The organism is Arthrobacter sp. JUb115, from assembly GCF_004365035.1.
GTDB lineage: Bacteria > Actinomycetota > Actinomycetes > Actinomycetales > Micrococcaceae > Glutamicibacter.
In genome coordinates, this window is sequence record NZ_SOBS01000013.1 from 44,702 (window position 1) to 56,924 (window position 12,223).

General features: G+C 62.7%; 13 protein-coding genes. 7 read left to right on the forward strand and 6 right to left on the reverse strand.

Annotated features, from left to right (window positions below; genetic code table 11):
- The first annotated feature begins 318 nt into the window (after positions 1–318).
- Both EDF61_RS17200 and EDF61_RS17205 read left to right on the forward strand, forming a co-directional pair.
- Positions 319–600 (forward strand): helix-turn-helix domain-containing protein, encoded by a 282-nt coding sequence (locus tag EDF61_RS17200; protein ID WP_133834948.1) that lies wholly within the window; start codon positions 319–321, stop codon positions 598–600.
- A 1-nt stretch (position 601) separates the two neighbouring features.
- Positions 602–1,888, forward strand: a complete 1,287-nt coding sequence (locus EDF61_RS17205) for a HipA domain-containing protein (protein ID WP_133834949.1) — start codon at positions 602–604, stop codon at positions 1,886–1,888.
- On the opposite strand, the gene EDF61_RS19135 is transcribed toward EDF61_RS17205, so the two are convergent.
- The 3 genes from EDF61_RS19135 to EDF61_RS17215 form a co-directional block, all read right to left on the reverse strand.
- Positions 1,869–1,982, reverse strand: coding sequence for an NUDIX domain-containing protein (locus tag EDF61_RS19135; RefSeq protein WP_286172329.1), 114 nt, complete (start codon positions 1,980–1,982; stop codon positions 1,869–1,871). The genes EDF61_RS17205 and EDF61_RS19135 overlap by 20 nt on opposite strands.
- A gap of 283 nt (positions 1,983–2,265) precedes the next feature.
- Positions 2,266–3,555 (reverse strand): adenylosuccinate synthase, encoded by a 1,290-nt coding sequence (locus EDF61_RS17210; protein ID WP_133834950.1) that lies wholly within the window; start codon positions 3,553–3,555, stop codon positions 2,266–2,268.
- Between the two features lie 155 nt (positions 3,556–3,710).
- Positions 3,711–4,364: a Pr6Pr family membrane protein gene (locus EDF61_RS17215; RefSeq protein WP_105657920.1), complete on the reverse strand. Its 654-nt coding sequence runs from the start codon at positions 4,362–4,364 to the stop codon at positions 3,711–3,713.
- A 176-nt stretch (positions 4,365–4,540) separates the two neighbouring features.
- On the opposite strand from EDF61_RS17215, the gene EDF61_RS17220 reads away from it, so the two are divergent.
- The gene (locus tag EDF61_RS17220; RefSeq protein ID WP_133834951.1) at positions 4,541–5,350 is read left to right on the forward strand and encodes a MerR family transcriptional regulator; all 810 of its coding nucleotides are present in this window, start codon (positions 4,541–4,543) and stop codon (positions 5,348–5,350) included.
- Here EDF61_RS17220 and EDF61_RS17225 read toward each other — a convergent pair.
- On the reverse strand, positions 5,335–6,570 hold the full coding sequence (locus tag EDF61_RS17225; RefSeq protein ID WP_133834952.1) for an ROK family transcriptional regulator: 1,236 nt from the start codon (positions 6,568–6,570) through the stop codon (positions 5,335–5,337). The two genes, EDF61_RS17220 and EDF61_RS17225, sit on opposite strands and share 16 nt — an antisense overlap.
- A 130-nt stretch (positions 6,571–6,700) precedes the next feature.
- Here EDF61_RS17225 and xylA point away from each other — a divergent pair, with 130 nt between their 5' ends.
- Genes xylA through EDF61_RS17245 form a run of 4 tightly spaced genes read left to right on the forward strand, consistent with a single transcriptional unit; the run spans position 6,701 to position 11,202 of the window.
- On the forward strand, positions 6,701–7,888 hold the full coding sequence (xylA, locus tag EDF61_RS17230) for a xylose isomerase (RefSeq protein ID WP_105662643.1): 1,188 nt from the start codon (positions 6,701–6,703) through the stop codon (positions 7,886–7,888).
- Between the two features lie 41 nt (positions 7,889–7,929).
- Positions 7,930–9,357: a xylulokinase gene (xylB, locus tag EDF61_RS17235; RefSeq protein ID WP_133834953.1), complete on the forward strand. Its 1,428-nt coding sequence runs from the start codon at positions 7,930–7,932 to the stop codon at positions 9,355–9,357.
- 9 nt (positions 9,358–9,366) lie between these two features.
- Positions 9,367–10,635 (forward strand): FAD-binding protein, encoded by a 1,269-nt coding sequence (locus tag EDF61_RS17240; protein ID WP_133834954.1) that lies wholly within the window; start codon positions 9,367–9,369, stop codon positions 10,633–10,635.
- 33 nt (positions 10,636–10,668) lie between these two features.
- Entirely contained in the window at positions 10,669–11,202 is a 534-nt protein-coding gene (locus EDF61_RS17245) for a TetR/AcrR family transcriptional regulator (RefSeq protein ID WP_133834955.1), read from the forward strand.
- 118 nt (positions 11,203–11,320) lie between these two features.
- On the opposite strand, the gene EDF61_RS17250 is transcribed toward EDF61_RS17245, so the two are convergent.
- The gene (locus EDF61_RS17250) at positions 11,321–11,560 is read right to left on the reverse strand and encodes a hypothetical protein (RefSeq protein ID WP_133834956.1); all 240 of its coding nucleotides are present in this window, start codon (positions 11,558–11,560) and stop codon (positions 11,321–11,323) included.
- Between the two features lie 185 nt (positions 11,561–11,745).
- Entirely contained in the window at positions 11,746–12,153 is a 408-nt protein-coding gene (locus tag EDF61_RS17255) for a winged helix-turn-helix transcriptional regulator (protein WP_128470770.1), read from the reverse strand.
- Positions 12,154–12,223 lie beyond the last annotated feature (70 nt).

The window sequence follows — 12,223 nt, forward strand, 5'->3', positions numbered from 1 at the left end:
GCTCATATTTTCATCACCCGAAATAGATGGTGTGGCAGCTGACCCAGGCCGATCATGATGATTGCCAGCACCACCAGCACGACCAGCTTGCTGGTGGTGCTGGCCTTTTGGCACCTTAGCGGTAATGCGCAGTTTTTTGGTCTTTAGTGGCACACAGTGATTAAAGATCAAATTTCTGGGCATTAATGCTCACCATGCGCTAATGCACAAGATTCTGCTCATTAAAGCCACTGACCTACTAAAGCGCAAAAATCAGTACATTATGATGTCATCGGGGTTAATTCACGATAAAATGGGCTTTAAGAGAAAGGCGGGCGCATGCGAAACGACCCCAAAGCCATAGGAAGCACCTTGCGCAAACAGCGCATCGACCTCGGACTGAGCCAAGAGGACGTCGCCGACCAGCTCGGCATCTCCCGCAACACCATCAGCGCGATCGAAAACGGCAAGCTCGGCAACGCCAACATCCTGCTCGAAATCATGTCCATCCTCGGCCTGGATCTGCTCATCGCCCCGCGCCACTCCGGCGAGACCAACGCCATCCGCAACAGCATGGCCCACAACGCCCGCAGCATCCACCACCGAGTCAAGAGGAGCTGAGGTGGCGGACCCACAGCTGGCACTATGGTTCGATGGAGTGCACACGGCCACCATCACCGATCACGGCTTCGGCACCATTTCCCTGCAGTACACCCCCGAAGCTCAAAACAGCAGCGCACTGCTGTCCACCAAGCTGCCCATCCGGGAAGAACCCTACCCCTGGGTCGAATGCGTCCACTTCCTGGACGGCCTGCTGCCAGAAGACGACATCCGCAAAATGCTCGCCGACAAGGCGAGAATCGCTCACGTGGACACCTTCATGATGCTCGGCGCCTACGGTAAGGACTGCGCCGGCGCCGTCCAAGTGCTCCCCCTGGGCGAAGAACCCAACAACGAACCGCACAATATCCGCTGGACCACCGCCGAGGAACTGGCCAAAGCCATCACCAACCTGCCCACAGCACCCCTGGGCATCGGCATCGACAGCTCCATCCGGGTGAGCCTGGGAGGACTCCAAGGCAAGCTGCTCGTAGTCCGCGACGGACCCCGCATCGGCATGCCCCTGGACGGCAGCCCCACCACCCACATCCTCAAACCCGCGCGGCTGAACGAAGACGGCACCGAACAATGGCCGTCCATCGCCGAGCTGGAACTGTTCGGCCTGAGGCTGGTCGAAGCCTCCGTGCGCCTGAGCCGCTCCAAACGCCAAATCGCCGCCGCCGCCGAAGTCATCACCGTCCAAGGCCGCAAAGCAATCCTGGTTGAACGCTACGACCGCGACGCCCAATCCGAACCTGTGCGGCGCATCCACCAGGAGGACTTCTGCCAAGCGCTCGGCATGAAGCAGAAGTACCAGAAACCCGCAGAGAAATCCCCCACGCTGAAGCTAATCGCCCAGGTCCTCACCGACAACGCTTCAAATCCTCCGCGAGAGCGCGAACTCCTGCTCAAATACCTGACCGTGAACTTGGCCTTGGGGAACTGCGACATGCACGCCCGGAACATCGGGCTGACCATCGACCGCGGAACCGTGCGACTGGCGCCGGCCTACGATGTGGTCCCCACCGCAGCATGGGAGCACGCCGACCGCGAGCTGTCCCTGCACGTAGGCGCCGGCGTGCACATCGACGAAGTCAACGGCAGGCACCTGATGGACGAAGTGTCCTCGTGGGGTATCCCAGCGAAAATTGCCGCCAGGCAGATCCGCGCCACTCTGGAAGCGATGCTGGATGCGCTCCCGGCGCTCATCGAGCAATCGCGCGCAGAAGGCTGGTTCACCCCCATGATCCTCGACGTTGCCGCTGACACCAGAAAACGGATCGACCGGCTCACCCCGCCAGGTACATAACAAGACACGGGGTTGTCCGTAGCTCCTCACTCACTTCTCGCACGGCCGCATCGATAGGAGGTCCGTCCGGCTCCGGCTTGCCACCCGGAAACATGAAAGATGCCGTGCCTCATTTGCGGCCTGTCAGAACCTGCCCGGCCTCATGCACGGCAATGCCCGCTGACAAGTAATCTGTTCCGGCATTCGAGTTTCTTCGTGATCCATCCACGTGCTGGTTGTGCATGTCCGAAGAAACCGCCATGCCCGCCATCCAGTCCGAGAATTTCATCTTGGGGTGCCTGAACCGCACTACCAGCATGTCTTAGGTTCTAGTGCACGAAAAGGAGCCGCCGCAGTTCATCAGCTGATGAACTGCGGCGGCTCCTTGGCTACAGGAACTAGTCCTTGATCAAATCGTGGCGCACGATCGTCTGATCGCGGTCCGGGCCTACGCCGATGGCGGAGATGCGGGTTCCGGAGATCTTCTCCAGGGCCAGGATGTAGTTCCGGGCGTTCTCCGGAAGATCTTCCATGGTCTGTGCGCCCGAGATGTCCTCGGTCCAGCCCGGGAAGTACTCGAAGATCGGCTTCGCGTGGTGGAAGTCGGTCTGCGTCATCGGCATTTCGTCGTGGCGCACGCCGTCAACGTCATAGGCCACGCACACCGGGATCTGCTCGATGTTGGTGAGCACGTCCAGCTTGGTCACGAAGTAGTCGGTGAAGCCGTTCACGCGCGAGGCGTGGCGAGCCAGCACGGCGTCGTACCAACCGCAACGACGCGGGCGTCCGGTGTTTACGCCGAATTCGCCACCGGTCTTCTGCAGGTAGAGGCCCATGTCGTCGAACAGCTCGGTAGGGAACGGACCAGCACCCACGCGGGTGGTGTAGGCCTTGATGATGCCGATGGAGCGGGTGATGCGGGTCGGGCCGATGCCCGAACCCACGGACGCGCCACCAGCAGTCGGGTTGGAGGACGTCACGAATGGGTAGGTACCGTGGTCCACGTCCAGGAAGGTGGCCTGGCCGCCTTCCATCAGCACGACCTTGTCCTCGTCCAGAGCCTTGTTCAGCTCGTAGGTGGAGTCGATGACCAGCGGGCGCAGGCGCTCGGCGTAGGAGAGGAAGTACGAGACGATTTCCTCGACCTCGACGCTGCGGCGGTTGTAGATCTTGACCAGCAGCTCGTTCTTCTGGCGCAGTGCGCCTTCGACCTTCTGGCGCAGGATGGACTCGTCGAAGACGTCCTGCACGCGGATGCCCAGGCGTCCGACCTTGTCCATGTAGGCGGGGCCGATGCCGCGGCCGGTGGTGCCGATGGCCCGCTTGCCCAGGAAGCGTTCGGTGACCTTGTCCATGGTCTGGTGGTACGGGGCCACCAGGTGGGCGTTGGCCGAAACGCGCAGCTTCGAGGTGTCGGCGCCGCGCGATTCCAGGCCGTCGATTTCTTCGAAGAGGGCTTCAAGGTTCACCACGCAGCCATTGCCGATAATCGGAGTGGCGTTCGGGGAAAGGATGCCGGCAGGAAGGAGCTTGAGCTCGTACTTCTCGCCGCCTACGACCACGGTGTGCCCGGCGTTGTTGCCGCCGTTTGGCTTCACTACATAGTCGACCTTGCCACCGAGCAGGTCGGTAGCCTTTCCTTTGCCTTCATCGCCCCATTGGGCTCCGACGATCACGATTGCTGGCATGGGATCCTCCCCCTTGCTTAAAGCAGCGGTTGCGGCGTGCTTAGCGCCGTCCCGGCACGGTGCCGGACAAAAAATATGCCCCTGTCCTGCTCACTGAAACCTGAAGGTCCGTTGCAAGAGTTAGGGGCTCTTACGACCAAAGTTTACCGAAACGATTAGCGAATCTCGAGTTGCACGTCACGATGTCGCCCACGCAGGCCATAAGCGACAACCAGAAAAGCTATTCCCGCGAAGAGCACGGCAATGGAAACAACGTACAGGGCAATGACGGGGTATCCCTGATCCGGGTCGAGGAACGGGTAAGGAACCCATCCATCGGACGCTCCGCGAATCAGCACTACCCCGGTCCAGAGCAACGGGTAAATCAGCAATAGCGGCACCGCCCGGTAGGACAGGGAAGTACGGTCCCTGGCCAAGAGCCAATCGGCCAGAACCAGCAGGGGACCGAGAATATGCATTACCCAATTCGCCCAAGGAAGCGGAACCCCGCCTGCGGCCCCTAAGGGTGCCAGCAGCGTGAGGTAGATCAGCCCGACCACGACCATGCACACGCTCGCCATGGCACGCAGGCCCACAACCCAGCGGGGCATCGAAGCACCCTTGGCTAGGCCCATCAGTCCTGCGATAAGCCCGACCAGAACCACCACCAGATTCGACTGGATGGTGAAGTAGCCAAAGAAATTCAGTGGCTGCACCGGGCCCCGTGAGGCAGTGTCGGCGTAGGTCGCCACGATAGCGCCCAGGGTGGCCAGCGCCCACAGTATCCGAGCCAGGTTGAGGAAGCGCAAGGCGGTTTGACGGGTCTTCACCCTGGAAGACTATAGCCAGCTGCTGCCTCATCCAAGGATTCATGCGTAGCTGCTCGGAGATTCCGGAACTTTGCCGGCCGTCAAAACCGCCCGGGAGAACTCTCGCGATGCAACAATTATTCCAAAACCAGCCAAGGGCTTGACCCTGACACAGTGTGAGGGCGGAGAACTGAAGCATGCTATCCATCGGGGCGTTTGCGCAGATCGGCCAGGTTACCCACCGCATGCTGCGGCACTGGGATACCGCCGGGGTGCTCAAGCCCGCCCACGTAGACCCGTGCAGCGGCTACCGTACCTACGACCCTTCCCAGCTCCAGCGCTTGCATCAGATCGTGGCCTTGCGCGAGCTGGGTTTCGGCCTGGAAGAGGTTTCCCTGATCCTGGATCAGGGAGCCACCGCGGAAAAGATTGCTGAGCACTTGCAGAATCGTGCCGCGCAGGTCGAGGCCGAACACCGGCTGGCCACGCAGCGGCTGCAGGATGTGCAACGGCGCCTGCGCTTGATCTCAAAGGAGAATCTCATGTCACGCATTGAAATCATCCACAAGCCACTGCCCGCAGTGCGCTTGGCCGCAGGCCGCTTCACGGTGTCCGAGCAACCTGAAATCGCTGGTCGCATCGGCCCGCTCTTCGACAGAATCGCGCAGTCCATTCAGGGCCAAAGCCTTGCCACGCCCATTGCGCAATACAACGGAACTGAGGATGGAGTAGAGGTCATTGCCGGATACGCCACTAACGCTCCCAACCTCGCCGATGTCGAAATCATCGAGCTCCCCGCGGTGCCCGAAGCCATCTGCGGAGTGCACCTCGGCTCCATGGACACCATCCATGAAAGCTGGCAGGCCGTGCACGAAGAAGTCCTAGCCCGCGGTTTGGTTCCGACCGGTCCGTGCCGCGAAGTCTACGTGCGTGCCATCTCCGAAGACCAAGGTGATTGGGTGACCGAACTGCAGCAGCCGGTAGGCGTTTCTCAACCCACCAGCTGATGCGGGGCCTCCAACAGGTCCCCCGCCACGCTGCGCGCGGCACCGACCAGCGCACCTGTTTGGCCCAGCGGCGAGCACAGCAGTCGAGCCTGGCCGGCGATGCTCGGCGCGTGCATCTGGAGGCTGGCTTCCATGGCAGGACGTAGCCACTGTTCCAGGGCGGCAAAGTGCCCGCCAAAGACTACCGTGGAAACGTCATACAGGCGCATGGCCGAGGCCACCGCAATTCCCAAGGATTTTCCGGCCTCGGCTACCGCGCTCAGCGCGGGTTCGGTTCCGGTTTCCAGCGCTTGGAATAGCTGGTGGATCCGCCGTTGGCGCGAGGCGCTATCGACCATCGCCCCTAGATCAGCGGCAGCCAGGATCGCTTCCTGCCCGGCAATGGTTTCCAAGCATCCACGACCGCCGCAGCTGCAGGCCCTGCCCTCGGGGGCAATCACCACATGCCCGAGTTCACCGGCGTGTCCCTGGGGACCGGCAAAAAGTTCAGCGTCGATTATCAATCCGCCACCGATGCCCACTTCCCCGGAGACAAACAGGAAGTCGCGTTCTTGGACGTCCATCAACTGCTGCTGGGCCAGCGCTGAGGCGTTGGCTTCGTTAAAGAGCCTGAAGCGGGTTTTGGCGTCGGGCAGCAATGCTGCGACATCCAGGTCTTGCCGCTCCCAGCCGAGGTTAGGGGCCTGCAGGACGGTGTACCGCTCCTCGTTGACCAAACCCGGAACAGCCAACCCGCCGCCGAGAATCATTAGCCCTTGGGCCCGGGCGGCAGCTTGGAGCCTTTGACTCAGCTCTCCCAGCGCTGCGAGCACTTCGCTGGCTGTTGAGCTGTGGTTGGCACGGGGCAGGATTTCGTGTGCCAGCAGTTTGCCGCCGAGGTCCACCAGCCCGGCGGCTATGTAGTCAACGTTGATTTCCATGCCCATGACACAGCGTGCGGGGTTCAGGATGAGCCCCACCGAGGGCCGCCCGCGTTCCCCGTCGCGGTGCACGCCAATTTCGATAACTAGTCCGGCCGCCAGCAAATCGGCGACCAGGCTGGAGACCGAGGCCTTGGTGAGCTGGCTGAGTTGGGCGATATCGGCGCGTGATAACCGCTGGTCTTCCCCTGCGCCTGCGATCACCGATAGGACCCTGGCCAGGTTGGCTTTGCGCACGTCTCCGACGTTACCCGGGGCCGAAGAGCTTGCGGCACGGGCGCTAGACGCTGGTTGGCGCATGCCTTCTCCTTGAGAATTTATTGGGACGAATCGTTCACTGCTCGCTATTGACTCTAGCGCATCACCACCCATATAGTTCAGGACATAAACTAAATGGCATCAGCCAACCCCCGATCCAAGGATGCATCCCATGACTCTTCAGCCAACCGCCGCCGACCGCTTCACTTTTGGACTGTGGACCGTGGGATGGACCGGTGCCGATCCCTTCGGTGTCGCCACCCGCAAGAACCTGGATCCGGTGGAAGCTGTCCACAAGCTGGCCGAGCTCGGCGCCTACGGCATCACCTTCCACGACAACGACCTGATTCCTTTTGACGCCACCGCTTCCCAGCGCGAGCAGATCCTTTCGGACTTCCGTGCAGCACTCAAGGAAACCGGCCTGAAGGTCCCGATGGTGACCACCAACCTGTTCAGCCACCCGGTATTCAAGGATGGCGGCTTCACCTCCAACGACCGCTCGATCCGCCGCTTCGCGCTGGCCAAGGTCCTGCACAACATCGACCTGGCAGCCGAAATGGGCGCCGAAACCTTCGTCATGTGGGGCGGCCGCGAAGGCGCCGAGTACGACGGCTCGAAGGACCTGGCCGCGGCACTTGACCGCATGGGCGAAGGCGTGGACACCGCAGCCGGCTACATCAAGGAAAAAGGCTACAACCTGCGCATCGCGCTGGAGCCGAAGCCGAATGAGCCACGCGGCGACATCTTCCTGCCAACCGTAGGCCACGGCCTGGCCTTCATCGAGAAGCTGGAACACGGGGACATTGTCGGATTGAACCCGGAGACCGGCCACGAGCAGATGGCTGGCCTGAACTTCACCCACGGCATCGCCCAGGCGCTGTGGGCAGGCAAGCTGTTCCACATCGACCTCAACGGCCAGCGCGGCATCAAGTACGACCAGGACCTGGTCTTCGGCCACGGCGATCTGACCAGCGCCTTCTTCACCGTCGACCTGCTGGAGAACGGCTTCCCGACCGGCGGACCCAAGTACGATGGCCCCCGCCACTTCGACTACAAGCCATCGCGCACCGACGGCTACGACGGCGTGTGGGACTCGGCCAAGGCAAACATGTCCATGTACCTGATGCTCAAGGAACGCGCACAGGCATTCCGCGCAGACCCCGAGGTCCAGGAGGCGATGAAGCTCTCGGGCGTGTTCGAGCTGGGCGAGAGCACCCTGGACGCCGGCGAAACCGCGCAGCAGCTGATGGACGATGCGGCAAGCTTCGCCGACTTCGACGCCAACGCCGCAGCGCAGCGCAACTTCGCGTTCATCCGCCTGAACCAGCTGGCCATCGAGCACCTGCTCAACGCCCGCTAGACCGCTCACCCCCGCCCACCGCAGAAAGCAGCCGAAGAACAATGACGCTCGTTGCCGGCATAGATTCATCCACCCAGTCATGCAAGGTGGTCATCCGCGACGCCGCAACAGGCGCCCTGGTCCGCTCCGGCCGTGCCTCGCACCCCGATGGCACCGAAGTGGATCCGGAATCCTGGTTCAGCGCATTGCAGGAAGCGATCGCCCAGGCCGGGGGCCTGGACGACGTGGACGCCATCTCGGTGGGCGGGCAGCAGCATGGCATGGTGGTGCTCGACGCCAGCGGTGCGGTGATCCGCCCGGCACTGCTGTGGAACGACACCCGCAGCGCGCAGGCGGCCAGCCAGATCATCACCGAGGCAGGCCAGGGCGATGCCGCGGCGGGCGCCCAGTACTGGGCACAGCGCACCGGCACCGTCCCGGTCTCCTCGATCACGCTGACCAAGCTGCGCTGGCTGAGGGACAATGAGCCCCAGAACGCGGCCAAGGTCGCTGCCGTCTGCCTGCCGCACGACTGGCTGTCCTGGCGCCTGGCCGGCTACGGCCCGGGCTCCGGGGCAGCAGGGCTGGCCGCCCTGCGCACCGATCGTTCGGATGCCTCGGGCACCGGCTACTACCGTGCCGCCGAAAACGCCTATGACTACGAGGCGCTGGAGCAGCATCTGGGCCACGCCCCGATTCTGCCTACGGTCGCTGGCCCGCTGGAATCCATTGGCCGCACCACTTCCGGAGCACTGATCGGTGCCGGCGCGGGCGATAACGCCGCGGCCGGCTTGGGCGTAGGCGCCACGGTGGGCGACGTCGTCATGTCCCTGGGCACCTCCGGCACCGTCTTCGCGGTTGCCGATTCCCCATCGGCAGATGCCTCCGGCCTGGTGGCAGGCTTCGCCGACGCCACCGGCAACTACCTGCCATTGGTATGCACCCTGAATGCCACCCGCATCTTCGATGCCACCGCCACCCTGCTGCAGGTCAGCCTCGAAGAATTCAATGACCTGGCACTATCCGCCGTCCCGGGTAGCGACGGGCTGGCCTTGCTGCCCTACTTCGACGGCGAGCGCACCCCGAACCTGCCAGAGGCCACCGGCTCGCTGCATGGCATCACCCGAGCCAACTACACCGCCGCGAATCTGGCCCGCAGCGCCGTGGAAGCGGTGGTTTGCTCGCTAGCCGACGGCCTGCGCGCACTGGAAGCCCAAGGGGTTGAAGCGCAGCGCATCATCCTTGTCGGCGGTGGCGCGCAGTCCCGCGCGGTCCAGCAGATCGCCGCCCAGATCCTGGGATTGCCAATTTTGATCCCGGCCCCGGGCGAATACGTCGCCGATGGCGCAGCCCGCCAGGCGGCCGGCGTACTGGCCGGGGAATTCCCCAATTGGGCCCAGGGCACTGCCCAAGTCCCAGCGATGGAACTGGCCCCGCAGATACTGGAACGCTATCGCGCACTGGTTTCCAGCCAGTGGCTCGACAAGTAAGGATTAGCCGTGGAACTGCGCAACAAGGAACTGAACTGGGCCGGAAATCTTGAATACCGGGCCGCGCAACTGCTGTTTCCCGCCAGCCTCGAGCAGCTGCAGGATATTGTTCGCGCAGCCAAGGCCGTGAAGGTCCTGGGCTCCCGCCATTCCTTCAATGACATCGCCGATACCCGCGAAACCATGATCACGCTGGCCAAGATGCCGGAAGCCATCGAGATTGATGCGCTGGCCATGGCCGTGCGCGTCAGCGCCGGCACCACCTACGGCGCCCTGGCTGATGCACTTCAACGCGCCGGCTATGCCCTGCACAATCTCGCCTCCCTGCCGCATATCTCGGTAGCCGGCGCAGTATCCACCGGAACCCACGGTTCGGGCGAAACCCATGGCAACCTCGCCACCGCCGTGCGCGCAGTGGAACTGGTGCTGGCCGACGGCTCGCAACTGAGCGTGCAGCGCGGCGACGAGGATTTCAATGGCATCGTGGTCGGCCTGGGCGCGCTGGGCGTGCTGACCCACCTCACCTTGGATATCCTGCCGAGCTTCGAGATGCAGCAGACCGTCTACCAGGATCTGTCCTGGGACAAGGTGCTCGACGGCTTCGACACCATCCAGGCTTCGGCCTACAGCGTCAGCCTGTTCACTGACTGGAGCGGCGAGCAGGTAGGCCAGACCTGGCTCAAGCGCCGCGTCGGCGATGCGCTGGTAGAGCATTTTGACCAGGGCCGGTTCGGCGGGTTCCCGGCAACTGCTGCGATGCACCCGCTGCCCGGTGCCGATGGGTCCATCTGCAGCCAACAGCTCGGAGCAACCGGTCCATGGTCGGATCGCTTGGCGCATTTCCGCATGGACTTCACCCCCAGCGCCGGCGATGAACTGCAGACCGAATACCTGGTCCCGCGCGAGCACGCGGCAGAAGCGATCCAGGCCGTCCGCGGGCTTTCCCCCGCCATCACTCCCCTGCTGCTGGTCTCGGAAGTGCGCACCATTGCCGCCGATGAACTGTGGCTCAGTGGAAACTACGGCCGTGACGGCATCGCCCTGCACTTCACCTGGAAACCCCAGCAGGAGGCTGTCGAGGCGCTCCTACCGCGGATCGAGGAAGCACTGGCTCCTTTTGCGGCACGCCCGCACTGGGGCAAGCTCTTCGCAGCCACCTCTACGCAGCTGGCCGGGCTGTATCCGAAGTTCAACGACTTCATTGCATTGGCGCAGCGCCTGGATCCGTCCGGCAAGTTCCGCAACGACTTCCTGGACCGCACGGTGTTTGGAGCCTGAGCGCGCACAGGCGTTGCGACTAGACTTGTCACCATGGCATTGACTCAGTTAACGGTCGTGGACACCGCGGTCGGCATCCTGCAACAGTTCGGGTTGGCTGATTTGTCGATGCGCCGATTGGCCAAGGAACTCGATGTCCAGGTCGGTGCGCTCTACTGGCATGTGAAGAACAAGCAGGAGCTGCTGGCGCAGGTTGCCGCCCAGCTGCTGAATACCCCTGCGCTGTCGGTGGATGCCGAGGACTACAATTCCCCATCCGAGGCAATCCTGCAGCTGGCGCGCAAGCTCTACCTCGCGTTGCTGCCGATCCAGGACAGCCCCGAGGTCATCGAAGTCGCCACCGCAATGCAGGCCACCGAGCTCCAGCCGGTGCTGCAGCTTCGCACCCTGCTGGAAGCAGCAGGGCTGCCTGCCGAAAATGCCCGCCATGGACAGCAGCTTTTGCTGAACCACGTGCTCGGCTCGGTCGCCTACCGCCAGAACCTCGTGCAGCTCGATGTCGACGCGCCCCTGGCTGATGGCTTCGACTGGGGGCTGCGGCGGGCCGTTGCCGGCCTCATCGGCTAACGCCTCGCGCCGGGAATTCCCAGCTCTGCCAGCTCCCGCGCGCTAGCGGTCATTTCTCGAACTTCCTTTTTGGCCAAGGCAGCTTCCGGGTTATCGCTCAGGACCGAGACGTCCTCAATCAAACTTGCCAGGTAGTTCTTCGCTTCCCGCACCGAGTCGACAAGCAGCTGGGCTTGTCGAGCACCCGAGCGGCAGCGATCCATTCCTGCGCGAAGTCCCAGTACGGTTGGGCGTCCTGCGTGATCCGGTGGTGGTCGAGCTCTTCGACCAGCATGCCAGGGTCGTGGAGCACTGCCATGGCAACAGCCTCGGCAGTACGCCCTTGCTCGATCGCATCATGCATCAATTCCTTGTTCACGACTCCCTCCAGGAATCCCTGGTATTTGCCTGCGGCCGCAAGCGGGCGGTTGCTTCCGCAATGGGTTTGGGCCCTCTAGCTGTCCGGCATGAATCGGTGCCGATGAATATTCGATTCCGTGGCCTTCGGTACCGCACCTTCGAGAGATCCCGATGCGCCGGAAGCAGGGCCAGCGGGATGAACCTTCATTCTGGAGGTTCTTCCTGGAATGAGCCATCGCCGTTCTGTTCTTCGAGCTGGTCGTATCGTTCCCGCGCTTGTTCGATATCGGGCATATGGCTCACTGTCCAGTCGAGGAGCGCATCGATCGGTGCGCGCATGGTCTTGCCTATCGGCGCAACACGGTACTCGACTGCTACCGGACGGGAGCGCAATACCCTGCGGTCGATGACGCCATTTCGCTCCAGCCGGCGCAGCGTATTGGTCAAGGACTTCTGGCTCACTCCCGGAACGGCTCGCCGCAGCTCGTTGAATCGCTTGGGTGATTCGCAAAGCTGGCTCAAGACATGCAAAGACCACTTGTCCAAGACCTGGTCGAGCAGTTCGCGGTGGGAAGCCGATATGCCCAGCGGCGATTCGGAGGTTTCTTCCATTGCACCTAGTTTCGTTGCAGTTGCTTTTGTAGACCAAGTATAAGTTTTATACCTGCATCCAGCAGCGAAC